27 protein-coding genes are annotated in these 24,659 nt (G+C 67.4%); 8 read left to right on the top strand and 19 right to left on the bottom strand.

From position 1 onward, the window contains the following. Window positions 1-116: 116 nt before the first annotated feature. Window positions 117-590 carry a transcription elongation factor GreA gene (gene greA / locus J2852_RS13120; RefSeq protein WP_209876082.1) on the bottom strand — a complete coding sequence of 158 codons (474 nt, stop codon included), beginning with the start codon at window positions 588-590 and terminating at the stop codon, window positions 117-119. A gap of 81 nt (window positions 591-671) precedes the next feature. Beyond that, window positions 672-3,938 (bottom strand): carbamoyl-phosphate synthase large subunit, encoded by a 3,267-nt coding sequence (carB, locus tag J2852_RS13115; RefSeq protein WP_209876080.1) that lies wholly within the window; start codon window positions 3,936-3,938, stop codon window positions 672-674. Window positions 3,939-4,237: 299 nt separating this feature from the next. On the opposite strand from carB, the gene J2852_RS13110 reads away from it, so the two are divergent. The 3 genes from J2852_RS13110 (at window position 4,238) to J2852_RS13100 (ending at window position 6,246) form a co-directional block, all read left to right on the top strand. Further along, window positions 4,238-5,038 carry a PAS domain-containing protein gene (locus J2852_RS13110; RefSeq protein ID WP_209876072.1) on the top strand — a complete coding sequence of 267 codons (801 nt, stop codon included), beginning with the start codon at window positions 4,238-4,240 and terminating at the stop codon, window positions 5,036-5,038. 11 nt (window positions 5,039-5,049) lie between these two features. Next, the gene (locus J2852_RS13105) at window positions 5,050-5,406 is read left to right on the top strand and encodes a hypothetical protein (protein ID WP_209876070.1); all 357 of its coding nucleotides are present in this window, start codon (window positions 5,050-5,052) and stop codon (window positions 5,404-5,406) included. A 90-nt stretch (window positions 5,407-5,496) separates the two neighbouring features. Then, window positions 5,497-6,246, top strand: a complete 750-nt coding sequence (locus tag J2852_RS13100; RefSeq protein ID WP_209876068.1) for an MgtC/SapB family protein — start codon at window positions 5,497-5,499, stop codon at window positions 6,244-6,246. Window positions 6,247-6,258: 12 nt separating this feature from the next. Here the strand turns inward: J2852_RS13100 and J2852_RS13095 are convergent, their stop codons facing one another. The 5 genes from J2852_RS13095 to msrA all read right to left on the bottom strand — a co-directional run bounded on the left by J2852_RS13095 (window position 6,259) and on the right by msrA (window position 10,661). Continuing rightward, on the bottom strand, window positions 6,259-6,873 hold the full coding sequence (locus tag J2852_RS13095) for a pyridoxamine 5'-phosphate oxidase family protein (RefSeq protein ID WP_209876066.1): 615 nt from the start codon (window positions 6,871-6,873) through the stop codon (window positions 6,259-6,261). A 2-nt stretch (window positions 6,874-6,875) separates the two neighbouring features. Beyond that, window positions 6,876-7,370, bottom strand: a complete 495-nt coding sequence (locus tag J2852_RS13090; protein ID WP_211112208.1) for a DinB family protein — start codon at window positions 7,368-7,370, stop codon at window positions 6,876-6,878. 13 nt (window positions 7,371-7,383) lie between these two features. Then, the gene (locus tag J2852_RS13085; RefSeq protein WP_209876062.1) at window positions 7,384-9,315 is read right to left on the bottom strand and encodes a DNA translocase FtsK; all 1,932 of its coding nucleotides are present in this window, start codon (window positions 9,313-9,315) and stop codon (window positions 7,384-7,386) included. Next, a complete protein-coding gene (locus J2852_RS13080; RefSeq protein WP_246499585.1) occupies window positions 9,312-9,833 on the bottom strand; it encodes a PAS domain-containing protein in 522 nt (173 codons plus the stop codon). Before J2852_RS13080 ends, J2852_RS13085 begins: the two co-directional genes overlap by 4 nt. Window positions 9,834-10,019: 186 nt before the next feature. Further along, a complete protein-coding gene (msrA, locus tag J2852_RS13075) occupies window positions 10,020-10,661 on the bottom strand; it encodes a peptide-methionine (S)-S-oxide reductase MsrA (RefSeq protein WP_209876060.1) in 642 nt (213 codons plus the stop codon). Between the two features lie 106 nt (window positions 10,662-10,767). Between msrA and J2852_RS13070 the strand changes: the two genes are divergently transcribed. The 3 genes from J2852_RS13070 to J2852_RS13060 all read left to right on the top strand — a co-directional run bounded on the left by J2852_RS13070 (window position 10,768) and on the right by J2852_RS13060 (window position 12,213). Then, window positions 10,768-11,364, top strand: a complete 597-nt coding sequence (locus J2852_RS13070) for an MBL fold metallo-hydrolase (protein WP_209876057.1) — start codon at window positions 10,768-10,770, stop codon at window positions 11,362-11,364. Beyond that, window positions 11,313-11,690 (top strand): MBL fold metallo-hydrolase, encoded by a 378-nt coding sequence (locus tag J2852_RS13065; RefSeq protein WP_209876055.1) that lies wholly within the window; start codon window positions 11,313-11,315, stop codon window positions 11,688-11,690. The genes J2852_RS13070 and J2852_RS13065 overlap by 52 nt, the downstream gene beginning before the upstream one ends. A 76-nt stretch (window positions 11,691-11,766) precedes the next feature. Next, window positions 11,767-12,213 (top strand): hypothetical protein, encoded by a 447-nt coding sequence (locus J2852_RS13060; protein ID WP_209876053.1) that lies wholly within the window; start codon window positions 11,767-11,769, stop codon window positions 12,211-12,213. 4 nt (window positions 12,214-12,217) lie between these two features. Here the strand turns inward: J2852_RS13060 and J2852_RS13055 are convergent, their stop codons facing one another. From J2852_RS13055 to J2852_RS13005, 11 genes are all read right to left on the bottom strand, one after another. Next, a complete protein-coding gene (locus tag J2852_RS13055; protein WP_209876051.1) occupies window positions 12,218-13,087 on the bottom strand; it encodes a TrmH family RNA methyltransferase in 870 nt (289 codons plus the stop codon). Between the two features lie 228 nt (window positions 13,088-13,315). Further along, window positions 13,316-14,359 carry an SDR family oxidoreductase gene (locus J2852_RS13050; protein ID WP_209876050.1) on the bottom strand — a complete coding sequence of 348 codons (1,044 nt, stop codon included), beginning with the start codon at window positions 14,357-14,359 and terminating at the stop codon, window positions 13,316-13,318. 94 nt (window positions 14,360-14,453) lie between these two features. Further along, window positions 14,454-15,032 carry a YqaA family protein gene (locus J2852_RS13045; RefSeq protein ID WP_209876048.1) on the bottom strand — a complete coding sequence of 193 codons (579 nt, stop codon included), beginning with the start codon at window positions 15,030-15,032 and terminating at the stop codon, window positions 14,454-14,456. Between the two features lie 95 nt (window positions 15,033-15,127). Further along, on the bottom strand, window positions 15,128-15,322 hold the full coding sequence (locus tag J2852_RS13040; RefSeq protein ID WP_209876046.1) for a hypothetical protein: 195 nt from the start codon (window positions 15,320-15,322) through the stop codon (window positions 15,128-15,130). A 62-nt stretch (window positions 15,323-15,384) separates the two neighbouring features. After that, entirely contained in the window at window positions 15,385-15,660 is a 276-nt protein-coding gene (locus J2852_RS13035) for a class II glutamine amidotransferase domain-containing protein (protein ID WP_209876044.1), read from the bottom strand. A gap of 10 nt (window positions 15,661-15,670) precedes the next feature. After that, a complete protein-coding gene (locus J2852_RS13030; protein ID WP_209876042.1) occupies window positions 15,671-15,922 on the bottom strand; it encodes a MoaD/ThiS family protein in 252 nt (83 codons plus the stop codon). A 55-nt stretch (window positions 15,923-15,977) separates the two neighbouring features. Next, window positions 15,978-17,282 (bottom strand): NAD(P)/FAD-dependent oxidoreductase, encoded by a 1,305-nt coding sequence (locus J2852_RS13025; protein WP_246499583.1) that lies wholly within the window; start codon window positions 17,280-17,282, stop codon window positions 15,978-15,980. 188 nt (window positions 17,283-17,470) lie between these two features. Continuing rightward, window positions 17,471-19,318: an aldehyde ferredoxin oxidoreductase family protein gene (locus J2852_RS13020; RefSeq protein ID WP_209876038.1), complete on the bottom strand. Its 1,848-nt coding sequence runs from the start codon at window positions 19,316-19,318 to the stop codon at window positions 17,471-17,473. Between the two features lie 12 nt (window positions 19,319-19,330). Continuing rightward, a complete protein-coding gene (locus tag J2852_RS13015; RefSeq protein ID WP_209876036.1) occupies window positions 19,331-19,807 on the bottom strand; it encodes a 4Fe-4S dicluster domain-containing protein in 477 nt (158 codons plus the stop codon). A gap of 213 nt (window positions 19,808-20,020) precedes the next feature. Then, complete coding sequence (locus tag J2852_RS13010; RefSeq protein WP_209876034.1) at window positions 20,021-20,419, bottom strand: c-type cytochrome; 399 nt, start codon at window positions 20,417-20,419, stop codon at window positions 20,021-20,023. Window positions 20,420-20,475: 56 nt separating this feature from the next. Then, window positions 20,476-20,886, bottom strand: a complete 411-nt coding sequence (locus J2852_RS13005) for a winged helix-turn-helix domain-containing protein (RefSeq protein ID WP_209876032.1) — start codon at window positions 20,884-20,886, stop codon at window positions 20,476-20,478. 326 nt (window positions 20,887-21,212) lie between these two features. Between J2852_RS13005 and adh the strand changes: the two genes are divergently transcribed. Beyond that, entirely contained in the window at window positions 21,213-22,733 is a 1,521-nt protein-coding gene (gene adh / locus J2852_RS13000; protein WP_209876030.1) for an aldehyde dehydrogenase, read from the top strand. A 72-nt stretch (window positions 22,734-22,805) separates the two neighbouring features. Next, window positions 22,806-23,198 carry a DUF779 domain-containing protein gene (locus tag J2852_RS12995; RefSeq protein WP_209876028.1) on the top strand — a complete coding sequence of 131 codons (393 nt, stop codon included), beginning with the start codon at window positions 22,806-22,808 and terminating at the stop codon, window positions 23,196-23,198. Between the two features lie 223 nt (window positions 23,199-23,421). On the opposite strand, the gene J2852_RS12990 is transcribed toward J2852_RS12995, so the two are convergent. Next, window positions 23,422-24,348: a hypothetical protein gene (locus J2852_RS12990; RefSeq protein WP_209876027.1), complete on the bottom strand. Its 927-nt coding sequence runs from the start codon at window positions 24,346-24,348 to the stop codon at window positions 23,422-23,424. Window positions 24,349-24,659 lie beyond the last annotated feature (311 nt).

Below are 24,659 nucleotides of genomic sequence, written 5' to 3'. Positions count from 1 at the left end.
GAATCGGGCCTTACCCGCCAACGAAAAAGGCCGCCGCGCTCCGTTGGGCGGTGCGCGGCGGCTCGTCATGGCATGCGGTGAAGTCGGACCGGAGGCCCTTATTCGAGAACGCGATCTTACTTGAACGCGACTTGGACGATCTCGTACAGCTTGGAGCCGCCGGGGGTGGAGACCTCGACGCTGTCGCCGACCGACTTGTTGATCAGGGCGCGCGCCAGCGGCGCCTGGATCGACAGCAGGCCGTTCTTGATGTCGCTCTCGTCCTGGCCGACGATCTGGTAGGTCGTCTCCTCGTCGGTGTCCTCGTCGGCCAGCGTCACGGTCGCGCCGAACTTCACGGTGCTGCCGGACAGCTTGGCCGGGTCGATGACCTCGGCGCGGCTGATCTTGTCCTCCAGCTCGGCGACGCGGCCCTCGATGAAGCTCTGCCGCTCGCGCGCAGCGGTGTATTCGGCGTTTTCCGACAGGTCCCCGTGCTCACGCGCTTCGGCAATCGCCTTGATGACGTTCGGGCGCTCAACAGACTTGAGGTGCTTCAGCTCCTCTTGCAGGCGGTTGTAGCCCGCCGCAGTCATTGGAAACTTTTCCATCGTTCAATCCATCACCATGCCGACGCAGCGCCAGAGACGGTTGACGGCGCGGGGAGGAGGTCCGCCGCGCCGTCACCATCCCTAATACGATCCGCTAAGGTACGACTGCAACGGCGCAACTTCAAGGCTGCCGTTCCGGAGTGCGGCAATCGCTTCCACCGCCGCACGCGCACCCGCCATGGTGGTGTAGTACGGAATGTTGTAGGTCAGCGCCGTCCGGCGCAGGCTGAAGCTGTCGGCCAGCGCCTGCGCACCCTCGGTGGTGTTCACGACCAGATGCACGTCGCCGTTGATCATCGAGTCGACGATGTGCGGCTGGCCTTCCACCACCTTGTTGATGACCTCGGCGGTGACGCCGGCCGTCTTCAAGGCGGCGGCGGTGCCGGTGGTCGCCAGGATGCGGAAGCCCATGCCGTGCAGCTTCTGCCCGATCTGGACGGCGGCGGCTTTGTCGCGGTCCTTCACCGAGATGAAGACCGTGCCCTGCACCGGCAGCGCCACGCCTGCACCCAGCTGCGACTTGGCGAAGGCCAAGGCGAAGTTGGTGTCCAGGCCCATCACCTCGCCCGTGGACTTCATCTCGGGGCCGAGCACGATGTCCACGCCGGGGAAGCGGGCGAAGGGGAAGACGGCTTCCTTCACGGCAGTGTGCGGCGGGTTCGGGCCGTTCAGCTTGAAGTCGGCCAGCTTCTCGCCGGCCATGACGCGGGCGGCGATCTTGGCGATGGCCGTGCCGGTGGCCTTGGCGACGAAGGGCACCGTGCGCGAGGCGCGTGGGTTGACCTCCAGGATGTAGACCGTGCCGTCCTTCACCGCGAACTGCACGTTCATCAGGCCGACGACCTTCAGGGCCAGCGCCAGAGCCTCGCCCTGGCGGCCGATCTCGGCGATGGTGTCCTGCGGCAGGGAGTAGGGCGGCAGGGCGCAGGCCGAGTCGCCGGAGTGGATGCCGGCTTCCTCGATGTGCTCCATGATGCCGGCGATGTAGACCTGACCGGCGGCGTCGGCCACCACGTCCACGTCAACCTCGATGGCGTCCTGCAGGTAGCTGTCGATCAGGACCGGGTTCTTGCCCGACACCTTCACGGCGGTGCCCATGTAGCGCTGGAGCCCGGCCATATCGTGGACGATCTCCATCGCCCGGCCGCCCAGCACGTAGGACGGACGGATGACGACCGGGAAGCCGATCTGCCCGGCGACCTTCTCGGCCTCTTCCAGCGAACGGGCGAGGCCGTTGGCGGGCTGCTTCAGGCCGAGCTGGTGCAGCAGCTTCTGGAAGCGCTCACGGTCCTCGGCGAGGTCGATGGCGTCCGGCGAGGTGCCCAGGATCGGAATGCCGGCCTTTTCCAGCGCGTCGGCCAGCTTCAGCGGGGTCTGGCCGCCGAACTGCACGATGCAGCCCAGAACCGTGCCATTGCGCTGCTCGACGCGGACCAGCTCGATCACGTCCTCGGCGGTCAGCGGCTCGAAATACAGGCGGTCGGCGGTGTCGTAGTCGGTCGAGACCGTCTCCGGGTTGCAGTTGACCATGATGGTCTCGATGCCGGCCTCGCGCAGGGCGTAGACGGCGTGGACGCAGCAATAGTCGAACTCGATGCCCTGGCCGATGCGGTTCGGGCCGCCGCCGAGAATGACGACCTTCTTCTTGTCGGTCGGATCCGATTCGCACTCGGCCTCGCCCGTGCCGTCCGCCTCGTAGGTGGAGTACATGTAGGGCGTGCGCGAGGCGAACTCGGCGGCACAAGTGTCGATGCGCTTGAAGACCGGCGTGACCTTGGCGGCGCGGCGGGCCTCGGCGACCTCGGCCTCGGTCTTGCCCGACAGCTCGGCCAGACGGGCGTCGGAGAAGCCCATCTGCTTCAGCTTCAGCCAGCCGTCCTTGTCGGTCGGCAGGCCGTTCTTGCGGATGGCTTCCTCACGGTCCACCAGGGCCTTGATCTGCTCCAGGAACCACGGGTCGTACTTGGAGACGTGCTGAACCTCGGCGACCGAGAAGCCGTGGCGGAAGGCCTGGGCGATGACCAGCAGGCGGTCCGGGGTCGGGCGGGCCAGCGCGCCACGGATGGCGGCGGCGTCCGGAACGTCGCCCTCGACCGCGTTGGGGGCGGCGATCTTGACCTCGTTGAAGCCGGTCAGGCCGGTCTCCATCGAGCGCAGCGCCTTCTGCACCGACTCCTGGAAGGTGCGGCCGATGGACATGGCCTCGCCCACCGACTTCATGGAGGTGGTCAGCAGCGGCTCGGTGCCCGCGAACTTCTCGAAGGTGAAGCGCGGCATCTTCGTGACGACGTAGTCGATCGTCGGCTCGAAGCTGGCAGGCGTGGTGCCGGTGATGTCGTTCTTCAGCTCGTCCAGCGTGTAGCCGACGGCCAGCTTCGCCGCGATCTTGGCGATGGGGAAGCCGGTGGCCTTCGACGCCAGGGCCGAGGAGCGCGACACGCGCGGGTTCATCTCGATCACGATCAGGCGGCCGTTGGCCGGGTTCACCGCGAACTGCACGTTGGAGCCGCCGGTGTCCACCCCGATCTCGCGCAGCACCGCGATCGAGGCGTTGCGCATGATCTGGTATTCCTTGTCCGTCAGCGTCAGCGCCGGCGCGACGGTGATGCTGTCGCCGGTGTGGACGCCCATCGGGTCGATGTTCTCGATGGCGCAGACGATGATGCAGTTGTCGGCGCTGTCGCGCACGACCTCCATCTCGTACTCCTTCCAGCCGAGCACGGACTCCTCGATCAGGACCTCACCCACGGGGGAGGCGCGCAGGCCGCCGCGCACGATGTCCTCGAACTCTTCCCGGTTGTAGGCGATGCCGCCGCCGGTGCCGGCCAGCGTGAAGCTGGGGCGGATGATCGCCGGCAGGCCGACGAAATCCAGCGCGTCCTGCGCCTCGCGGAAGTTCTTCACCATGCGCGAGCGCGGGCTCTCAAGGCCCAGCTTGTCCATGGCGTCGCGGAACAGGATGCGGTCCTCGGCCTTGGCGATGACGTCGCGCTTGGCGCCGATCATCTCCACGCCGAGCCGCTCCAGGGTGCCGTCGTCGGACAGCGCCATGGCGGTGTTCAGCGCGGTTTGGCCGCCCATGGTGGGCAGCAGGGCGTCGGGCTTTTCCTTTTCCAGGATCTTCGCCACCACGGCCGGGGTGATCGGCTCGATGTAGGTGGCGTCGGCGAGGCCGGGATCGGTCATGATGGTGGCGGGGTTGGAGTTCACCAGGATGACCCGGTAACCTTCCTCGCGCAGCGCCTTGCACGCCTGGACGCCGGAGTAATCGAACTCGCAAGCCTGGCCGATGACGATCGGCCCCGCGCCGATGATGCAGATGGATTTGATATCAGTGCGCTTGGGCATGGGTCCGCTTCTCGACGTTTGGGCAGCAAAAGCCCCCTCGCGCCGGTGACGGGGAGAGGGGGCGGGTAATATGTCGTTGCGAGGCCCCTTTATAGGGACTAAGGGCGTCCGGGGGAAGGGGTGGGATGATGTGTTCGCGACATGCCTGAAACCCACACCTCGGAAACATTGCGACCGCGCGGCGAGGTGGCGCTTGAACGGACACCGAAACGGCGTCATCAATCCCATAGGACGGCGGGGGAGAACCACCGCGTCCCTCCCCATTCGCCATTCCTCTGCCCCTGGAGCATCTGTTTCCCATGAGCCACGCCTTCGCCAAGGACAGCCGCGCCTGCGCCGCCTGCGTCTCGTGGGGGGGTGAACGGGCCATGTCGGACGACAACACGCTGGTGCACGTCACCCGCTACAGCGTGGAGGGGGAGTGCCGCACGGCCTCCAGCCAGGATTACCGCAAGGTCACCAAGGGCTATCACACCTGCGCGGCCTGGGCGCCGCTGCCGATGCTGAAGAAGCACGGCGGCCGGCTGGACCGCCAGCCGGTGTTCGCCACGCCGGCGGGCGCCCCGGCGTCCGCTGCCCCTGCGGCTCCGGCGGTTGCCGTAGTCGCGGCGCCGGGTGCCGCCGTGCTGGAGGCGGAACCGCCGCCCTGCCGCTCCGAACTTCTGGACATCGACAAGTCGCAGCCGGCGGCCCGCGTGCTGTACGTGTACTGGCGCCGGGTCAAGCAGACGCGCGCCATGCCGCTGGCCCGCGAGATCGACACGGCGCAGATCCGCGAGAGCGTGTCGCGCCTGTGCCTGATGGAGCCGGTGCGCGGCGGCGAGGACTTCGTCTATCGGGCCTGCGGCCGGGCGATCCAGCGTCGGCTGGGCCAGCGCCCGGTGCCTCGGCTGGTCAGCGCCTGCCACCCGCCCCAGGCGGCGGAGCGTTTCAACGCCGACCTGCGCGCCTGCCTGGAGAAGGGCGAGCCGCGCAGCCTTCTGGTGCGCGACGACCCGATGCTGCCGGGCGTGCGTTTCGTGGAACTTCTGTTGCCGCTGGCCGGTGAAGACGGCCGCCCGGCCTGCGTGCTGGCCTACCGGCACGTGCCGGGGGGCTGACGGGGGGCGGGGTGCCCTGGCGCTCGCAGCCGCGGCCCCGCGCCGCCAGCCAAGCCGACATCGTCGGCGTGTGGCCCTCGGCCGTGTGGATCGTCGTCGGCACCCATTTCTATCTGCTGAACCCGCAAGCCTTCGCCGGCTGGAAGGGCGGGCTGTATTTCGTGGTCGGCACGGCGGTGGTGGCGCTGGTCATCGGGGTGATCAGCCTGAACCTGCGCCGGGGCGTGTCCGCCATGCTGGCCGAGGTGTTTCCCAAACGCGACCGCTTCACCGATCTGGTGGGCCTCCTGCTGCGCCTGATGCTGGGCGCGGCCGAAGGGTTGCTGGTCGCCCTGTTCGCGCGGTGGACCCTGGGGGCGCTGGGGTGAGACTCCCTTTCCCCTCGGGAATGGAAGAGGGGTTGGTAACCATTCGGGCGTAGGCTTGTCCTTGGAGGCGTTTCGCTTGGGGAGGGTCCGATGGATTCCTTGACCGGCACCCTGACCGACATCCTGACCGCCTACTGGTCGCGGGCCGAGCTGATCACCAACGGCATCATCCTGCTGCACCTGCTGGGGGCGCTCGCCGTCGGCATTCTGATGGGGTACGAGCGTTCGTACCACGGGCGGGCGGCGGGCATGCGGACCTACGGGCTGGTCTGCCTCGCGTCGGCGGCGTTGACCGTCGTCAACGCCTATCCGAGCATGTGGTACGGCGGGCTGGGGGTGCAGGGCGCGGCGGGGGATCCGACACGGGTCATCCAGGGCATCGTGACCGGCATCGGCTTCCTCGGCGCGGGCGTCATCATGCGCGAGGGGATGTCGATCCGGGGGCTGTCCACCGCCGCCTCGATCTGGTCGGCGGCGGCCATCGGCGTCATCATCGGTCTCGGCTTCTACGTCGCGGCCATCGCCGCCGCCGTTCTGAGCATTCTCATCATGAGCGCATTCCGGCGGCTGGAGACGGCGCTGCCGCACCAGACGGTGATGCATCTGACGCTGGTCTTCGCGCAGGGCAAGGCGCCCACGGCCGAGGCCATCCGCATCAAGGCGCGGGAGCACGGCTACGACATCATCGACTGGGGCTATCACCTGAAGAACGGGTCGGGTCAGTTTGAATACCAGCTGGTCTTGCAGGCCGCCGGCTCGCCGGACCCAATGGAGTTGGTCAACCAACTGGCCTCCGCCGACGCGGTGGTGGAGTTCCGGCTGTCGCCGTCCCGGATATAGAGCCGATTGATTTTAATAGAGCGACTTCGGGATTCGTTCGGCCAGGGAACGGTCGTACTCCTCGCCGCCCTCGCGGCCGGCGCTGGCTTCGGCCAACAGGGCGCCGGTGGAGGGCAGGGACTTGCGGTCGATGCGGCTGGCCGGATCCCACAGGCGGGAGCGCAGCAGGGCGCGGGCGCACTGGAAGAAGACGGACTCGATGGTCACCACCAGAACCGTCTTCGGCGCCTTGCCGTCCACGGCGAAGCCGGCGCAGAGGTCGGGATCGGCGGTGATGGCGGCGCGGCCGTTGACGCGCAGCGTCTCGTCCACGCCGGGCACCAGGAACAGCAGGGCCACGCGCGGGTCGTGGATCAGGTTGCGCAAGCTGTCGATGCGGTTGTTGCCGCGCCGGTCGGGGACCAGAAGAGTGCGCTCGTCGGCCACGCGGACGAAGCCGGGACCGTCGCCGCGCGGGGAGGCGTCCAGCCCGTCCAGCCCTGAGGTCGCCAGCACGAAGAAGGGCGAGGCCTCGACGACGGCGCGGTAGCCGGGGGTCAGGCGATCGACTTCCTTCGCCACCGAGGGGCCGGCCGGCTGTCCGTAGAGGGCTTCGAGCGCGGCAACGTCGGTGATGAAGGCGGGCATGGTCACTTTCCCAGGAGGAAATAGACGAAGTCGATGCTGGGCGCCTCACGGCCGAATTGGCTCAGCAACGTGTGGGCCTGGCCGCGATGGTGGGTCTGGTGGTTGAAGATGTGTGTCAGGATTTGGATGAAGGGCAGCTCGTGCGACGTGCCGGCCATGGAGCGGTAGGCGAAAGGCTGGCCGAAGCGCCCCTCGTCCTGGGCCGAGACGACGCGGATGATACGCTCGTCCTCCGCCTCGCGGGCGGCGCGCAGGTCTTCGAAGCGGTCGGCGATGATCTCGTCCAGGGAGGACGGCACCGGGCCGGCGCCCTCGATGCGGTGGAGCCACACCCGGTCGGCGACCAGGATGTGGTTCAGCGTGCCGCGCAGCGACTTGAAGAAGGCGCCGCGATCCTCGCGGTACTGTGCGTCGGGCAGCTCGGCCACCGCAGCGTAGAGGCGGCGGTTGGCCCAGCGGTTGTAAAGGGCGAGCTGTTCGAAGTTCGCCTTCACCATCACACGCCCTCCTTTAGACGCCGGCCCGTTTCGCGGAGAGGCCGGCGGGGGAGAGCAGAACCTCGCGCTTGCCCTGGTGATTGGCGGGGCCGACCACGCGTTCGGTTTCCATGCGCTCCACGAGGCGGGCGGCGCGGTTGTAGCCGATCTGAAGCTGGCGCTGGATGAAGCTGACCGACACCTTGCCCTCGCGCACCACGAGGTTGACCGCCTGCATGTAGAGGTCGTCGCCGGTGGCGCCGGTGGCGCTGCCCTCGTCGTCCTCGATGGTGACGGTCTCGTCCTCTTCCTCGGTGATCGCGGTGACGTAGTTGGGCGCGCCCTGCGACTTGACGTACTGTACGATCTCCTCGACCTCCGAATCGGAGACGAAGGGGCCGTGCACGCGGGTGATGCGCCCGCCGCCCTGCATGTAGAGCATGTCGCCCTGGCCGAGCAGCTGCTCCGCCCCGGCCTCGCCCAGGATGGTGCGGCTGTCGATCTTGGAGGTGACCTGGAAGCTGATGCGGGTCGGGAAGTTGGCCTTGATGGTGCCGGTGATGACGTCCACCGACGGGCGCTGCGTCGCCATGATCAGGTGGATGCCGGCGGCGCGGGCCATTTGCGCCAGGCGCTGGATCGCCGCCTCGATCTCCTTGCCGGCGACCAGCATCAGGTCGGCCATCTCGTCGACGATCACGACGATGAAGGGCAGCGGCACCGGCTCGCTCGGGCCCATGTCGAAGACGGTTTCCGTCTCGCCGGGGACGGTGCGCTTCGGCATCTTCTCGCCGTTGGCGATCATCTCGGCGATGCGGGCGTTGTAGCCCTCGATGTTGCGCACGCCGAGCTTGGACATCGCCTCGTAGCGGCTCTCCATCTCGCGCACGGCCCAGCGCAGCGCCACGACCGCCTTCTTCGGGTCGGTGACGACGGGGGTCAGCAGGTGCGGGATGCCGTCGTAGACCGACAGCTCCAGCATCTTCGGATCGACCATGATGAAGCGGCAGCGCTCCGGCGGCAGCCGGTAGAGCAGCGACAGGATCATCGTGTTGATGGCGACCGACTTGCCCGAACCCGTCGTGCCGGCGACCAGAAGGTGCGGCATGCGGGCGAGGTCGGCGACGACCGGCTCCCCGCTGATGTCCTTGCCGAGCGCGATGGCGAGGTTCGCCGTCGTGTTGCGGAAGGTGTCGTGGTCGAACATCTCCCGCAGATAGACCATTTCGCGCACCGGGTTCGGCAGTTCGACGCCGATGACGCTGCGGCCGGGCACGATGGCGATGCGGGCGGTCACCACGCTCATGGAACGGGCGATGTCGTCGGTCAGGTTGATGACCGTCGCGGACTTGGTGCCGGGGGCCGGCTCGAACTCGTAGAGCGTGACGACCGGGCCGGGGCGCACGTCCATGATCTCGCCGCGCACGCGGAAGTTCTTCAGGACGGTTTCCAGCATGCGGGCGTTGCGGGCCAGCACGGTCTCGTCATGCTGCTGCGGCGGGCGCGGCGGCGGCGATTGCAGCAGCGCGATGGCCGGCAGGGAGTAGTTCGGCGGGTATTCGACCGGGCCTTCCGGGACGGCCGGCGCGGTAGCCGGAGCAGAAGCCGGAGCGGCGGCGGAGGCAGCCTCGGTCGGCTGGGGCGCGGGGGCCGCGGCGGCCAGCGCGGCCGGGGTCGGCTCCTCCACCGGGTGCTTGGCCTCGTAGGCCCACTCCACGCCCGACAGGAAGGCGAAGCCGGCGACCACGGCCAAGGCCTCGTCGCCGAGGTTGGTCGAATAGACCGTGCCGGCGCGCGGCGTGCCGGGCAGCACCTCCACATCCCACAGCACGCGGCCGTCCTGGCGCGCGTTGGGGATCAGGTTGAAGGGGCGGCCGTTCAGCGCGCACCACAGATTGAACTCGTCGGCGGTGACGACGCCCGACTGGGTGGCGGGGGCGGCAACGTGGGGCGTGCGCGGCGTCATGCCGTGGCTCCCGGAGTTTTGGCGTTGGACGAGGACGGAGACGAGGTCGCCGGTGTGGCGGGTTGGGCGACGGGCGCGCACTTCGGCAGCTCGTAGGCGGCGACCAGCAGCTTGTCGATCTGCTCGCCGTCGCTGGACATCGGCAGGACCAGCCGTTCCCAGCTCCGCCGCACCCCGCTGAAGTCGGCGGTGTAGGTGCGGGCGACCGGCAGCCCTTCGCGGCGCACCGATTCGTATTCGGGGCGCAGGATGGCGCGCTGCTCCTCCGGCAGGTCTTCCAGCGTCGCGCCAAGACGGGAACGGCCGAAGGCCGCCGCCAGGGACTTGCCGTAATAGGAGTAGACGAAGTCGTCCTCCCCTATGACCTCGAAGATGACAATATTGTCCTTCCACGGCCGCAGATCGGCCGGGGCAATCGTGCTGGGCACCGGCGGCTTGCCGCCGACGGATTTCGTGAGCCAGAAGTCCAGCAGGCCGCTGAGGTGCGACGTCGCCAGCTCGGTTCTTTCCTTGATCATCGAATGGGCGCGGATTTCACGGGCGGCGCCCCGCGGGGCTGCCCCCTGGAGCTTTCATGGACCGCCCGAACCATAGCCGGAAGGGGAGGGGGCGCGCAACCGCAAGGGCATAGGCCGCGTAAGGCGGATTGCCGCTGTCTCTCGGATGTCGCAGTCGGAGGTCGCCGTCGGCCCCCTCTCCGGGCGTCAGATCGCGCAGGTCACGCCGGTGCCGCCCAGGCCGCAGTAGCCGTTGGGGTTCTTGGACAGATACTGCTGGTGATAGCCCTCAGCGAAGTAGAATGGCGGGGCCTCTCGGACCTCGGTGGTGACGGGGCCGTAGCCGGCGTCGCCCAGCCGTTCCTGATAGGAGGCGCGGCTGGCCTCGGCGGCGGCGCGCTGGGCGTCGGTGTGGGTGTAGATGGCCGAGCGGTACTGGGTGCCCACGTCGTTGCCCTGGCGCATGCCTTGAGTCGGGTCGTGCGCCTCCCAGAAGACGCGCAGCAGATCCTCGAAGCGGACCTTGCGCGGGTCGTAGACGACGCGAACCACCTCGGTGTGGCCGGTGCGGCCGGAGCAGACCTCCTCATAGGTCGGGTTGGGCGTGTGGCCGCCCTGATAGCCGACCGCCGTCACCCAGACGCCGGGTGTCTGCCAGAACTTGCGCTCCGCACCCCAGAAGCACCCCAAACCGAAATCGGCGACCTCCAGGCCGTTGGGGTAGGGCGGGGTCATGGGATTGCCGTTGACATGATGGCGGGGCGGGACGGGCACCGCCTCCGCGCGGCCAGGCAGGGCCTCCTCGGGGCGCGGCAGCTCGGCGGGCTTGCGCAGGAACTGTCCGAGCATGGGTCTCCTCCCTCGTCGTTCGGCATCGGTCACATGGATGTTCGGATGGGCGAGTATGTCGGGTCGCGGCACCGGTCCGGCAAGGCCACCCATCCCGGAGAATGGAGTGGGGAGAGCGGAACCGGGGCGCGCGGCGGCGGGTTGCCGGAAGGTGGTTTCCGCCTCCGGAGGGACGCCGCTGAACCCGCTGCTCCACCCCCAACTGGTCAACCCGCCCTTCGGCGACCCCGGCGTCCTGGTGGACGTGCGGTTCGAGCGGCGTTGCCTGCTGCTCGACCTCGGCGACCTGTCGACGGTGCCGCCGCGCCTGCTGCTGCGGACGACGCACGCCTTCGTCTCGCACGCCCACATGGACCATTTCGCCGGGTTCGACCATCTGCTGCGGGTCTGCCTGGGGCGGGACAAGGCGCTGCACCTGTTCGGCCCGCCGGGCTTCGTGGACCGCGTGGCCGGCAAATTTGCGGCCTATTGCTGGAATCTGGCGCCGGGCTACGCCGCCGACTTCGTGGTGACCGCGACGGCGGTGGAGGAGGGCGGCAGCGGCGTCACGGCCGAGTTCCACAGCCGCCGCAGCTTCGCCCGCGAGGCGGAACGGACGGTGCAGGTCGATGGCGGGCGGCTCTGCGCGGCGGGGCGGACGACGCGGTCGTCGTGGCGCCGGGGCTGGACGGTGGGACGGTGGAGGTGCCGCTCGGCCGGCTGAAGGCGGAGGCGCTGTCGCTGACCGCCGGGCAGGCCATCGCCTATGTGGTGGACGCGGGCTTCACGGCGGAAAACGCGGCGCGCATCGTCGATCTGGCGCGCGGGGCCGACCTGTTGTTCATCGAGGCGCCCTTCCGTGCCGCCGACGCCGAACTGGCCGGCGCGCGCCGGCATCTGACGACCGCGCAGGCCGGGCAACTGGCGGCGGCGGCTGGGGTGCGGCGGGTCGTGCCCTTCCATTTCTCCCCGCGCTACGTCGGGCAGGAGGAGGCGATGCGGCGGGAGGTGGAGGACGCCTTTCTGGAAGGCAGGCCTTTGCCGTTTTAGCTTGCGCCGTTTTGAGGCGGAGCTTCCGCGCCCCATTTGCGTTTAGAGGGGAAATTCACGCGCGGAGACAAGAACCATGCCGATCGACGACGCCACCTTGCAGCGCCTGACCGAGCTTGGCCGACAGAACGGTGACCGGCTCAGCATCGAGCAGTTGGGCCGGGAAGTCCCGGTGGAAACCATGACGCCGGAGGAGGTCGCCGCCGTGGTGGAACGGCTGGAAACCGCCGGCATCGAGGTGGATCTGGAGGATGAATCGCTGAAGAAGCCCCGCGCAGCGCGGGCCTACCCGACTGGGGCCGGCGTGGTGGACATGGCCAGCCCGGCGGCCCCGGCCGTGTCGGCCCCCGGCGTCAAGCCGTCGGAGCACGGCTGGGCCGACGAGGGGCTGGGCCACGCCCACGGGGGGCACCACGCCTCGCGCAGGGCGCCGACCTGGAACCGGAACGGCGTGGACATGATCCCCATCGTCACCTTCATCGTGGTGGCGCTGGTCCTGATCGTGGCGCTGGGCGGGCACTGACGGTTTACGGCTTCACCGGCCTCGCGAGGGCATGGATGAGGATGGCGGCGGTCGCGGCGACGTTCAGCGATTGCACATGGCCGCTGCCGGGGATGGTCAGGATTTCCTCGCAGGCGGCGAGCGTGGCGGGCGGTATGCCGTCCTCCTCGTTGCCGAGGATGACGGCCACCGGCTTGTCGCCCGTCGTAAGGCCGGCCACGTCGGTCACGGCGCGCCCTTTGCCCAACGCGGTGCCGACGACGCGGTAGGTGCCGCGCAGCCGCTTCAGCGCCAGCGGCAGGTTGGCCGCCTGGTAAAGCTCCACCCACTCGAACCCGCCCTCGGCGACGCGGTAGGCGGACTCCGACGGCAGGGCTTGGCCTGGATGGTCGGAGACCACGACGCGCGGCAGGCCGAAGAAGGCTGCCGTGCGCAGGATGGCGCCGAGATTGTGTGGGTTGCCGACCCCGTCGAGGATCAGCAGCGGCTGGCCGTCCGTAGCCCAACGCTTGGCCGCCTCCGTGTCGAAGGCCGGGACCGGGCGGGGCACGATCAGCGCGACCACGCCGCCGTGCAGCACCGTGCCGGCGACCTTCGCCAACTCCTCGGCATCCACCATGCGGTAGGGCTTGCGCGCCGCCGCCAATGCCTTGCAGAAGGCGCCGACGTGAGGTTTCAGCCGCTCGTCGAAGAACAGGCGCTCGACGCGGGCGGCGTCATGTTCGAACAGGGCCGAGACGGCGGACAGGCCGGCGACGCGGAACAGCTTTTGCTGCGGCTCGCGATCCGCCTGGGGGCGCGGCGCTTGGTGGGCCGGCGCGGTTTTGCGGGCGCGAGGAGAGGCGGGCGGCGGAGAAACGAACGAACGGCCGCGCGGCGGCGCCGGCTTCGGCATGATGGGACTCGGGGGCTGACGGAACGGGCCGGCATTCTGGACCAAGCCGGACGGCAAGGCCAAGCGGGATCGCGCACCTGCAGAGAAGGGCTTGCCGGTTGCAGGTAGCCCCTCTCCCCTCGTGGGAGAGGGGGTGGGGTGAGGGGGCATACCGTCCGGCAGGACGGGGAAAGAGCCTGAATCGTGCGTGCGGCTTCGCCGCATACCCCTCATCCCAACCCTTCTCCCTCAAGGGGAGAAGGGCTTTGTGTCGCGGTCCGACGCTCTTCGGGCGGTGGCAGAGTAGTGTTGATGATGCCCGTTCCGGCGTCGGGCGTAGCCGGCGTAGGCGGCCGCCGCCGCCGCGGCCACCCCGCCCATCAGCAGCGGCGACAGCCAGCCGGGCGGCGGGGTGCGGTAGCCGCCCTCGACGCCCCGGCCTCGCTCCATCGGCTCGAACAGGTTGCCGTCGGTGACCGGGGCCGGCGGTGTGCGGCTGAAATGGCGGTGCGCGCCGTAGCCGGCGATCTTCTCCATCAGACGCGGCGCCACCGCGTGGCCGAGACGGGTCAGCGGAGTCAGCGCCCCGACCATCGCCTGCGCGCGCGGGCGCAACGCCACGGAGACGATGGTCTCGGCCACATCCTCCGGGTCGTCGTAGAGGGGGTTTTCCGGTTCCAGCGCGTGGCCGGTATAGTTGGCCCCGTGCGTCATGCCCGGCGTGTCGGTGAAGGAGGGATAGACGCCGCAGACATGGATGCCCGGCTGGTCCACCAGTTCCGCCCGCAGGCTTTCCAGCAGCCCCTCGTGCCCGAACTTGCTGGCGGCGTAGGCGGCGGCATAGGGGGCGGGTGCCCAGGCGCCGACCGACACGGTGTTGATGAGGATGCCGCGTCCCTGGCGGCGGAAAACCGGGATGGCCGCGTGGGCGCCGTAGAGCGGGCCGAACAGGTTGGTCTCGATGACCCGGCGGTGCGCCTCGATGGGGGTTTCCTCGAAACGGCCGATGGCGCCGACGCCGGCGTTGCTGACCCACACGTCGATGCCGCCGAAGGTCTTCACCGCCCGGTCGGCCAGCCGTTTCACCGCGTCGGCGTCGGTCACGTCGGTCGGCACCACGACGGCCTCGGCGCCGAGTTCGTGGCATTCCCCGGCCACCTCCTCCAGCAGCGCTTCGCGCCGAGCCGCCAGAACCAGACGCGCCCCCTGGCGCGCGAAGGCCTGGGCCGTCGCCCGGCCGATCCCGCTGGACGCGCCGGTGATGACCACCGAGGCCCCGTGCAGACTGTCCATCGTCCCTCTCCCGCTGACGCTTCATTCGCAGCGTCAACAGGAGGGGAGGCGGGGTGTCCCGTTCCGATCGGCGTGATGTCGGATCAGCGTGATGTCAGATCAGCTTAATCGCCAGGAAGCCGCCGATCAGCGCGACGGCGAAGGCGGTGGTGACGAGCGTCAGGCGCTCCTCGATGAACTTGCGGATCGGCTCGCCGAACCAGTAGAGCAGCGCCGCCACCAAGTAGAAGCGCATGGAGCGCGAGATCACCGACGCGCCGATGAACACCCACAGGTCCAGTTTCGCCACGCCGGCCGTGATGGTCAGCAGCTTGTAGGGGATCGGCGTCATGCCCTTGATGATGAGGATCTCCGCGCCGTAGTCGACGAAGGTCTGGCGCAGCACCTCGAACTGGGTGTTCAGGTGATAGAAGTCGATGACCGCCTTGCCGATGGCCTCGTACAGGAAATAGCCGATCATGTAGCCGGCGATGCCGCCCACCACCGACGCGATGGTGCAGATCGTCGCGATGCGCCACGCCGCCTGACGGTTGGCGAGCACCATCGGGACCATCAGAAGGTCCGGCGGGATCGGAAAGAACGAGCTTTCCGCGAAGGAGACGCCCGCCAGCCACGTGGTGGCGTTCTTCGAGGCCGCCTTGGCCATGGTCCAGTCGTAAAGGCGCTTCAGCATGCCGGTCGCAGCCCGTGGTTGATGCCGGGAGAGCCACTGTTTTAGCGGCCTCGCGGTGGTGCGGCTACGACCAAATCGGGGCGGCCCCGGAAAGGCTACGGCTTGGTCTCGTCTGTGGTAGGCCGCGCGATGGGATCGCAGTCGCGCTCATCGGCCGGCGAGCCGCCGGGCATGCCCCGGTCGCGCGTGTCGGGCGCCGACCCGCCGCCGCCGCTCGCCTCGTCGCACAGCGGGGCCACGTCGGTCTTGCGGATGGGGGCCGGGTTCTGCTGTTGCTTCTCCTGATCCATGGCGGACACCTCAATTCATTGGGTCCTTGGCAACAGGAGCGGGGCCGGGCGGTTCCCGGCGCTCACCCGCCGCCGCGCTGGAAGGCACGGTCGAAGCGGGCGAGGAAGGCGCGTTGCTCCGCCTCGTCCCAGCCCCGGAAGGCAAAGGACACGCGCAGGCGCGGGATTTCCACGGGGCCGAAGCGGCAGGGCGGCAGGGGTTCTATGTGCAGATCGGCGCCGGCCTCCGCGCCGATGCGGATGGTGTCGGCCTCGGCCCGCCAGGGCAAGGCGCCCACCGCGCCGGGGAGAAGGCGCAGCAGGTCGGCCCTGGTCAGAGCCATGTCCTTGACGGTCATGTCCGGTTGGTCAGCCGCCGGCCACCGGCGGCCACATGGCGACGGCGTCGCCCGGCTTCAGCGCGTGGTGGTCGAGCTGGCTCGGCGCGATGTAGACGCCATTGACCAGCACGAGGTGGCACTTTTCCCGCGCCATGTTCAGACGGTGGATGACGTGCGCCGGGGTGGCGTCCTCCGGCAGGTCCAGCCTGATCTGGTTCTGCCTGGCCCCCGGCGGCAGATGCTGGGCCAGCGTGGCGTAGAGCTTGACGACGATCTCCATGGTCCCTCCGGAAAGCCCTGGGGGCCGGCGGTCGCCAGCCCCCATTCTCATGGGCTCACGTCAGATGGGTGCGGGCGATGTAAGCTTCCATGAGGCGGTGCGGGTCCGCCTTCAGCTTCGCCTTCCAGGGGCCGAGCTTCGTGCCGGTCTGGATCAGGCCGCGCAGCACGCCGACATGCTGGGTCAGGCCGATGGCCGTGCCGCCGACCAGCACGTCGTCCTCGAACTGGAGGCTGAGGTACTTGTAGTTGTCGTTGTCCACGACCTCGATCGAATCGCCGCCGTCCACGCCGGCCCACAGCCCGAAGGAGCTGGAGATCAGGCCCACCGTGTCCAGCACGTTCATCTGAAGGCTGCCGTTGTACTGGATGTTGTGGCCGGCCATGTTCATGGCGGCGATGCGCCCATGCTCCGACGCGGTCGGCTGGATCGCGTGCACGTCGTGCGCCTTCGTCGAGAAGTCGTAGCCCTGGGCCACGTCGCCGGCGGCGTAGATGTCGTTCACGCTGGTCCGCATGTAGCGGTCCACCATGATGCCCCGGTCGATCTTGATGCCGCTGTTCTCCAGGAAGTCCACGTTCGGCTTCACGCCGGCCGAGACGACCACGAGGTGCGCGGCCATCATCTCGCCGCTGTCCAGTTCGACGTCCAGCGTGTCGCTGGCGACGGTCGGTTCCTTGCGCTTCAGGAAGCCGAAGATGCCACGGCTCTTTTCGGCGGCGACGTTCTGGAGGGACTTGATCCTGGTGCCGGTCAGGACGCGGATGCCCTTAGCCTCGCACCAGCGGCGGATCATCGTGCCGGCGGTCGGGTTCATCATGCGGGGGACCATGCGGTCGCCCATCTCGACAACCGTCAGCTGGACGCCGCGCGCGGCTAGAGCCTCGAGCACGATGCAGCCGATGAAGCCGGCGCCCATCAGCACGACGTGCGTGCCGGGCTCGGCCAGCTTGATGATGTTGCGGGCGTCCTCCAGCGTCCAGCAATGGTGCACGCCCTTGAGGTCAAGGCCCGGAATCGGCGGACGCACAGGGCGCGCGCCGGTGGCGACCAGCAGCCGGTCATACTTCAGGTGGCTGCCGTCGGCGAAGTCGATGCGCTTGTTGTCGGGCATCAGCGAGGTGGCGCGCGCGTTGGTGCGCACCTCGATTCCGCGCGCGGCGAAATGGTCGGGCGCCTTGCGCAGGTAGGTCCCAGCCTCCTGGACCTTGCCGGTCAGGACGTAGGGGATCGCCATGCGGGAATAGGGCGGCTCGTTCTCGCCGCCGATGAGCGTGATGGAGCCGTTGGGATCGGTCTTGCGCAGGGTCTCCGCCGCGACAACGCCCGACGGCCCCGCCCCGAGAACGACGTAATGCATGAGGTGCTTGCCCCTTTGAGAGGGTGGCCGCCGTGGGCCCCCTTCCTCCCACGCTGTCGCGTGGGCCCCTCCTTCCCCCATGCTGCGCACGGGGGAAGGTTGTGTTCCCTTCCCCCGCCGCGAGGTGGGGGAGGGTCAGGGTGGGGGCCCGTCGCGACACGTTTCCGTGGGCGCGGCCCCCAATCCGATCAGAGCGCCAGCCGGGCCAGCGTCTCGTTGGTCGGGATGCCGTCCGCCGTCCAGCCCCGGATCTCGTAGTATTCCGGGAGCATCTTGGACAGGTCGTTCACGCGGCCCTTGGCCGGGCCGGAGTTGGCCGGCTCGGACAGCAGGCGCTTGGGCAGCGTGTCGTCCTTGGCGGTGAAGCCAGCGGCGAGGTTGAACTGGCGCTCCAGGTTCCAGATGCGCTCGCCCGTCTCGACCAGACGGTCCACGCTCCAGCCGCCCTCGATGGCCGCGTCCACCTGCGGGGCCACGTCCTGGAGGCTCCAGGCGAAGGAGGTGAAGATGCAGATGCCGGCGCTGTCGAAGGCCGCCGTGGCGTCCTGGAAGGCCTTCACCAGACCGGCCTTGCCGTCGGTCGCCAGCGGGTCGGTCTTCTCCGGAATGCCCAGGATCTCCGAGGCCACGGTGTAGCTGCGCAGGTGGCAGGCGCCGCGGTTGGAGGTGGCGTAGGTCAGGCCCATGCCCTGGATGCCGCGGCTGTCGTAGGCCGGGAATTCCTGGCCCTTGACGCCCATGTGGAACTCCGGATGGCCGTACTTCTCGCACAGCAGCTTGGAGCCCAACCCGATCTCCGCACCGAAGCCCTCGCCCTTGCCGGTCAGCTCGGCGAGCTGGGTCAGGGCTTCCGCCGAGCCGAAGCGCAGCTCGATGCCGCCGGTCTGCTCCGTGGTGATGGCGCCGATCTCGAACAGCTCCATCGCCGCCGACACGGTGGCGCCGAACGAGATCGGGTCCATGCCCTGCTCGTTGCAGATGAAGTTGGCGAAGGTCAGCGCTTCCAGATCGTCAACGCCGGTGTTGGAGCCCAGCGCCCAAGCCGCCTCGTACTCCAGGCCGCCCGAGGCGCCCCAATACTCCGGCCGGTTCTGGACGGTGTAGTGGTTCTTGTCGATCATCGACACGCGGCCGCAGGCGATGGTGCAGCCGAAGCAGGCCTGATTGGCGACGAGGTTCGACTTGCCGTCGGTCGGACGCTTCTCGGCCATGGCTTCGGCGGAGATCTTGTGCGCGCCCTCGAACTGGATGTCGCGGTGATTGCGCGTCGGCATCGCGCCGGTCTCGTTGATGACGTTCATCAGGACCTGCGTGCCGTAGGTCGGCAGGCCCTGGCCCGTCACCGCGTTGCCGGAAAGAACGGCCTTGGCGGCGTTCGACGCCGCGAAGAACTCCTTGAAGTCGCGGACCTTCACGCCCTCCGTGCCGCGCACGGCGACCGCCTTCAGGTTCTTCGAGCCCATCACGGTGCCGACGCCGGAGCGGCCGGCGGCGCGGTGCAGGTCGTTGACGATGCAGGCGTACTTGACGCCCTTCTCACCCGACACGCCGATGGTGGAGACGCGGACCAGCGGGTCCTGAAGCTGCGCCTTGATCGCGTGCTCGGTGTCCCAGACCGACTTGCCCCACAGGTGGTCGGCGGGCAGCAGGCGGGCGGTGCCGTTCTCGACGTAGAGGAAGACCGGCGAGGGCGCCTTGCCCTCGAAGATGATCATGTCCCAGCCGGCGTACTTCAGCTCGGCGCCGAAGAAGCCGCCGGAGTTGGAGCAGGCGATGGCGCCGGTCAAGGCGCCCTTGGTGATGACCGTGTAGCGCCCGCCCGTGGACGCCATGGTGCCGGTCAGCGGGCCGGTGGCGAAGATCAGCTTGTTGTCGGGCGACAGCGGATCGACCTTCGGATCGATCTCCTCCACGAGGTACTTCGTGCCGAGGCCGCGCGAACCCAGGTACTTCTGGGCCCACTCCATGTTCAGCGGCTCGGACTTGACGGTGCCCGCGGTCAGGTTGACGCGCAGGATCTTACGTGCCCATCCCATCGGAGGCCTCCCTCAGTTGACGTGCGAGCCGGTGTCGGTCTTGGCCGCCCAGGCACGCATCTTGTCGAGCCCGGTCCAGTTCGAATCGACGTAGGTGATGGCCTGCGTCGGGCACGCCTTGGCGCAGGCGGGATCGCCCTCGCACAGGTCGCATTTCTGAACCTTGCCGGAGGAGGCGTTGTAGTTGATGGTGCCGAACGGGCAGGCGATCGTGCAGACCTTGCAGCCGACGCAGAGGTCGGCGTGGACCTCCTTCGCGCCGGTGGCGAGGTTCACCTTGATCGCATCCACGGGACAGGCCTGCATGCACCAGGCTTCGGCGCACTGGGTGCAGGTGTAGGGCACGAAACGCGCCTCGGCATCGAAGGTGAAGACCTTGATGCGAGACTTGGAGGGGTTGAAGGCGCCTTCCTTCTCGTAGGAACAGGCCATTTCGCATTGCCGACACCCGGTGCATTTGCCGGGGTCGATGTTGAGCGAGCGCTGCATCGTCGCACTCCCTAAGCGCGGTGTTCTCTGGGACCGAGGATTTGGCGGACGGCACACTCCAAGAATGGGCGGCCGTCCTTTTTCATTTTTTCGTTTTCGAGCCTATTCTTGCAGCCGAAGCGGGGCAAGGTCGGCGGTGCCGCAGGGGCTTAGACTTTAGGCGGAGATAGGGCCCTGAATTCCTTTTCCCCTCTGGGGAGAAGGGACTGTGTCTCACTTTGCGTTCTGCAGATACGCGATGATGTCCGCGCGGTCTTCCGGCTTCGCCACGCCGGCGAAGGCCATGCGGCTGTCGGGGATGACCGCCTTCGGGTTGTTCAGGTAGGGATCGAGCGTCTTGGCGTCCCACACGATGCCTGACGCCTTCAGGCCTTCCGAATAGCCCTTGAAGTCGTCCACCGCGCCCGCCTTGCGGCCGAAGACGCCGTGCAGGGTGGGGCCGACGCGGTTCTTGCCGGCCTCGACCGTGTGGCAGGACTTGCACTGGCGGAACAGCTTCTCGCCGTTGGCCGGGTCGCCTTCGGCCCGAGCGGAGGAGGCGGCGGCGGGGGTGAGCGCCAGCAGCGCGAGGGCAAGTGTGGAACCGGTCAGCAGACGGGTCGCGGTGCGCATGGTTTTGAGACCTCCCTCAATCCGCCGCGCGGGGTGGGCGGCGTCGGAGGCCAAATCTACGGATTGCCCTGGTCCGGAAAATTGGACTTTGGAACTGATTGGGAATCAGCCCCGGTGACGGCGTCCTCCTGCGGGCGCAGGGCGTCGTCCAGCCATTCCAGATGCGGGGATGCGGCCCGGCGCGCCTCCTCCTCCATCAGGCGGTAGCGGGATATCACCTCCTGTCCAAAGGGGGTCAGGCCGGTGCCGCCGCCCTCGCGTCCGCCGACGTTGGTGCGCACGACGGGGTCGCGGAAGGCGGTGTTCATGGTTTCCACCAGGAACCACGCGCGCCGGAACGACATGCCGAGCGCCCGAGCCGCCGCGGAGATGGAACCGGTGCGGTCGATCTCCTCCAGCAGCGAGATCTTGCCGGGGCCGATCGCCCCCGACGGGTGCAGGAAGCGCACGCGGATGTCGGTCGTCATGCCGGGTTTCCGTCCAAAGGTACCATTTACCCGCCAAGGGTTATTCCCGGACACTCTCATCGTCATCGCCGCCGATGCAAGTTTGTTTCGACGTCGGTCCGTTGCGGGTTCCGGCCGCAAGCCAGCCGAACCAAGAGATGCGGGAGTTCCTCTGTCCCCGGCGGACGCCCGTTTAAGCCCGAGTTCAGGCTTGATCCAAAGTCGCATTTACCGGAGACGCCGAATGCATTGATATCGGCGGTGCGCTGTGGCGGAAAACGCATATCGGGCGATATGGCAAAATCCGCACAACGCATGTGGCCATTCATTCTTGGGAGGGAATCGCTGTGATCCATCAGGCTCTGGAAACGCTGAGCAAGCAGGTTGCCATCCGGCCGCGCTACGACAACTACATCGGCGGCCAGTGGGTTGCCCCGACCAAGGGCCAGTACTTCACCAACCTGACCCCGATCACCGGCAAGGCCCTGTGCGAGGTCGCGCGCTCCACCGCCGAGGACATCGAGAAGGCGCTGGACGCCGCCCACAAGGCCAAGGACGCCTGGGGCCGCACCTCGCCGGCCGAGCGCGCCCGCATCCTGAACAAGATCGCCGACCGCATGGAAGAGCGGCTTGAGGTTCTGGCGCTGGCCGAGACGCTGGACAACGGCAAGCCGATCCGCGAGACGACCCACGCCGACCTGCCGCTGGCCATCGACCATTTCCGCTACTTCGCCGGCTGCGTCCGCGCCCAGGAAGGCACCATCGCGGAAATCGACCACACCACCTACGCCTATCACTTCCACGAGCCGTTGGGCGTCGTCGGCCAGATCATCCCGTGGAACTTCCCGCTGCTGATGGCGGTGTGGAAGCTGGCCCCCGCGCTGGCCGCCGGCAACTGCGTCGTGCTGAAGCCGGCCGAGCAGACCCCGATGGCCATCATGGTGATGATGGAGATCATCGGCGACCTGCTGCCGGACGGCGTGATCAACGTCGTCAACGGTTTCGGCATCGAGGCCGGCAAGCCGCTGGCGCAGAGCCCGCGCATCGCCAAGATCGCCTTCACCGGCGAGACGACCACCGGCCGCCTGATCATGCAGTACGCGGCGGAGAACATCATCCCGGTCACGCTGGAGCTGGGCGGCAAGTCGCCGAACATCTTCTTCGCCGACGTGATGGCCGAGGATGACGAGTTCTTCGACAAGGCGCTGGAAGGCTTCGCCATGTTCGCCCTGAATCAGGGCGAGGTCTGCACCTGCCCCAGCCGCGTGCTGGTTCAGGAAAAGATCTACGACAAGTTCATGGAGAAGGCCGTCGCCCGCGTCGGCGCGGTGAAGCAGGGCAACCCGCTCGACCCGGCGACCATGATCGGCGCGCAGGCCTCCATCGACCAGCTTGAGAAGATCCTCGGCTACATCGACATCGGCAAGTCCGAGGGTGCGAAGGTCCTGATCGGCGGCGAGCGCGCGCATCTGGGCGGCGAGCTGGAGAGCGGCTACTACGTGCAGCCCACCGTGTTCGAGGGCCACAACAAGATGCGCATCTTCCAGGAGGAGATCTTCGGGCCGGTCGTGTCCGTGACCACCTTCAAGACCGAGGAAGAGGCGCTGGCCATCGCCAACGACACCATGTTCGGCCTGGGCGCCGGCGTGTGGAGCCGCGACGGCAACCGCGCCTTCCGCATGGGCCGCGCCATCCAGGCTGGCCGCGTGTGGACCAACTGCTACCACCTCTACCCGGCCCACGCGGCCTTCGGCGGCTACAAGCAGTCGGGCATCGGCCGTGAGACGCACAAGATGATGCTCGACCACTACCAGCAGACCAAGAACCTGCTGGTCAGCTACAGCCCGAAGGCTCTCGGCTTCTTCTGATCGTTTGCTCCTCCCTGTGGACTGATGGCCGGGGGCACAACCCCCGGCCAGCTTTTCGCGAAGGTTTCTCCCATGGTCGAACGCGTTCTCGCCACACCGGCCGCCCTTGAGCTGATCGACACGCTGCGGGAGCGGCACGGCCCCCTGTTCTTCCACCAGTCCGGCGGGTGCTGCGACGGCAGCGCGCCGATGTGCTTTATGGATGGGGAGTTCAAGCCGGGCGGTCAGGACGTGCGGCTCGGCGAGATCGGCGGCTGCCCCTTCTACATGGGGGCGGCGCAGTTCGCCTATTGGGAGCACACCCAGCTGATCATCGACGTGGTGCCCGGACGCGGGGCCAGTTTTTCCCTGGAAGCGCCGGAGGGCGTGCGCTTCCTCACCCGCTCGCGCCTGTTCACCGACGCCGAGCTGGACGAGCTTCGCCGCGATGGCTCCATGGGCGGCGATATGGCGAAATCAGCATAGCGCCGCTTCGCAATTCGCGGTATGAAGGTGCCGGCTTTGGGAATTTTCCTGTGGGATTTTCCCGGTCGGCACAGCCGCCATAGTTTCCGCACTCCTGGCGGCGGTGCACTCTGGAACCGAAACTCGGCGCCGCCCGCACTTACGGGCGGCGCCTTTTTATATGGCTTCAGCTGACCGATCATTGCCGCACGGCAGTCGTTCCTCTCACGGTGCCAACTGCAAACTAAAATGGTAGGCCATCCGGCAGCGAGCGAGGCATCCGCGAAGGCTTCTTGGCTCCTCGGAATCTCAGTGCAACGCTTGATGCGTGGTAAATGTCGTGAGCCTCTTCTCGTATTCTTGCCAAAGTTTGAACAAGATCTTTTGAAGCTTCAAAAAGGTCTGTTTTATCGGTGTTTATTTGCTCCAAGAATCTTTCTCGGCTATATGACAGGTCTCGCTGAGAAAAAGAAATTTCTCTGGCTCTCAAGAAAAATTCTTCACCAGCAAGCGAAAGTCCACGCCAATCATCATTAAGTGGCTTCGGCAATGCAATTTCTTGTCTTGCGCATTCGATGACGTTTTGGAAGGCGCCAGAGAACTCCAGGGATACTTTCTGGCGTAACTCATCGCGATTTCTGGTCTCTACCCACTCTTCGACGGTCGTCGGATGCCGACCGCCGGGCGTGGCTTTCTCCTCGGGAATTGCAGAGAGTTGGCGGCGCAACTTTTCGGCCCTCGCGACGGCCTGTTCAAGCTTGTGGAGGGACGAAGAGATTTGTAATCGGTAAATTTCCGAATGGTGGAGGAGAGAAGAGAGATACGCCTTTCTCTCAATTTCAAGCAGATGATTGAACTGCCGTGAGCTTGAGCGGGTTTGCATTATTAGAATGTAAAATGTAATGGCGCCAATAAAGAGCGGAAGAAGTTGCCAATGGAAAAATATGGATACGATCTTTTCCAGCCAGTCTTGTTCCGGGAGGCCAAAGATGTCATCCGGCTTCGTGGCTATTGCGGATCGAATCGCTTCGAGCTTTTTTGCGGCATCCTGGCTGATGTTGGACGACGAGGAGGGCTCTGCTCCACCGCTGGGGGCGGATTGGTTAATGCAAATGCATTCCTCCTGGGCGGTGGGCGGGAGTTCCTGAGCGGTAACGATGGCCGCCGTCAAGCATCCAGCGAAGGCGACAGCCGATAGAAAAAAGGGCATATGCATCAGAGTGCGATATCAAAGGCGAGAAATGCATTCAACGTTTTCGTTGAATCGGCGAGATCGGTGATGGCGCCACAACGGTGTTTCGGAGGTTCGCAGTTCGTTGGCAAGGCATTCCGCCGCTTTGACGCCAGTTCCACAACCAAGCAAGCCTGCCTTCTTAGACGATGGTCGCATGCCCGCCGGTCCCCATCGCCTTTGCCCGCCGTGCGGCGGTGCGGTAACCTGAGCGCCTAACGTAAAGGTCACCCCAGTCCCGGCGGTGAACG

Source organism: Azospirillum soli (genome assembly GCF_017876165.1).
Lineage (GTDB): Bacteria > Pseudomonadota > Alphaproteobacteria > Azospirillales > Azospirillaceae > Azospirillum > Azospirillum soli.
This window is presented reverse-complemented; position numbering and strand designations above follow the sequence as displayed.

Excerpts from the sequence above, each read along its gene's own strand:
- greA (WP_209876082.1), bottom strand. The coding sequence starts at position 590 with ATGGAAAAGTTTCCAATGACTGCGGCGGGCTACAACCGCCTGCAAGAG.
- carB (WP_209876080.1), bottom strand. The coding sequence starts at position 3,938 with ATGCCCAAGCGCACTGATATCAAATCCATCTGCATCATCGGCGCGGGG.
- J2852_RS13110 (WP_209876072.1), top strand. The coding sequence starts at position 4,238 with ATGAGCCACGCCTTCGCCAAGGACAGCCGCGCCTGCGCCGCCTGCGTC.
- J2852_RS13100 (WP_209876068.1), top strand. The coding sequence starts at position 5,497 with ATGGATTCCTTGACCGGCACCCTGACCGACATCCTGACCGCCTACTGG.
- J2852_RS13095 (WP_209876066.1), bottom strand. The coding sequence starts at position 6,873 with ATGCCCGCCTTCATCACCGACGTTGCCGCGCTCGAAGCCCTCTACGGA.
- J2852_RS13090 (WP_211112208.1), bottom strand. The coding sequence starts at position 7,370 with ATGGTGAAGGCGAACTTCGAACAGCTCGCCCTTTACAACCGCTGGGCC.
- J2852_RS13085 (WP_209876062.1), bottom strand. The coding sequence starts at position 9,315 with ATGACGCCGCGCACGCCCCACGTTGCCGCCCCCGCCACCCAGTCGGGC.
- J2852_RS13080 (WP_246499585.1), bottom strand. The coding sequence starts at position 9,833 with ATGATCAAGGAAAGAACCGAGCTGGCGACGTCGCACCTCAGCGGCCTG.
- msrA (WP_209876060.1), bottom strand. The coding sequence starts at position 10,661 with ATGCTCGGACAGTTCCTGCGCAAGCCCGCCGAGCTGCCGCGCCCCGAG.
- J2852_RS13060 (WP_209876053.1), top strand. The coding sequence starts at position 11,767 with ATGCCGATCGACGACGCCACCTTGCAGCGCCTGACCGAGCTTGGCCGA.
- J2852_RS13055 (WP_209876051.1), bottom strand. The coding sequence starts at position 13,087 with ATGCCGAAGCCGGCGCCGCCGCGCGGCCGTTCGTTCGTTTCTCCGCCG.
- J2852_RS13050 (WP_209876050.1), bottom strand. The coding sequence starts at position 14,359 with ATGGACAGTCTGCACGGGGCCTCGGTGGTCATCACCGGCGCGTCCAGC.
- J2852_RS13045 (WP_209876048.1), bottom strand. The coding sequence starts at position 15,032 with ATGCTGAAGCGCCTTTACGACTGGACCATGGCCAAGGCGGCCTCGAAG.
- J2852_RS13040 (WP_209876046.1), bottom strand. The coding sequence starts at position 15,322 with ATGGATCAGGAGAAGCAACAGCAGAACCCGGCCCCCATCCGCAAGACC.
- J2852_RS13035 (WP_209876044.1), bottom strand. The coding sequence starts at position 15,660 with ATGACCGTCAAGGACATGGCTCTGACCAGGGCCGACCTGCTGCGCCTT.
- J2852_RS13030 (WP_209876042.1), bottom strand. The coding sequence starts at position 15,922 with ATGGAGATCGTCGTCAAGCTCTACGCCACGCTGGCCCAGCATCTGCCG.
- J2852_RS13025 (WP_246499583.1), bottom strand. The coding sequence starts at position 17,282 with ATGCATTACGTCGTTCTCGGGGCGGGGCCGTCGGGCGTTGTCGCGGCG.
- J2852_RS13020 (WP_209876038.1), bottom strand. The coding sequence starts at position 19,318 with ATGGGATGGGCACGTAAGATCCTGCGCGTCAACCTGACCGCGGGCACC.
- J2852_RS13015 (WP_209876036.1), bottom strand. The coding sequence starts at position 19,807 with ATGCAGCGCTCGCTCAACATCGACCCCGGCAAATGCACCGGGTGTCGG.
- J2852_RS13010 (WP_209876034.1), bottom strand. The coding sequence starts at position 20,419 with ATGCGCACCGCGACCCGTCTGCTGACCGGTTCCACACTTGCCCTCGCG.
- J2852_RS13005 (WP_209876032.1), bottom strand. The coding sequence starts at position 20,886 with ATGACGACCGACATCCGCGTGCGCTTCCTGCACCCGTCGGGGGCGATC.
- J2852_RS12995 (WP_209876028.1), top strand. The coding sequence starts at position 22,806 with ATGGTCGAACGCGTTCTCGCCACACCGGCCGCCCTTGAGCTGATCGAC.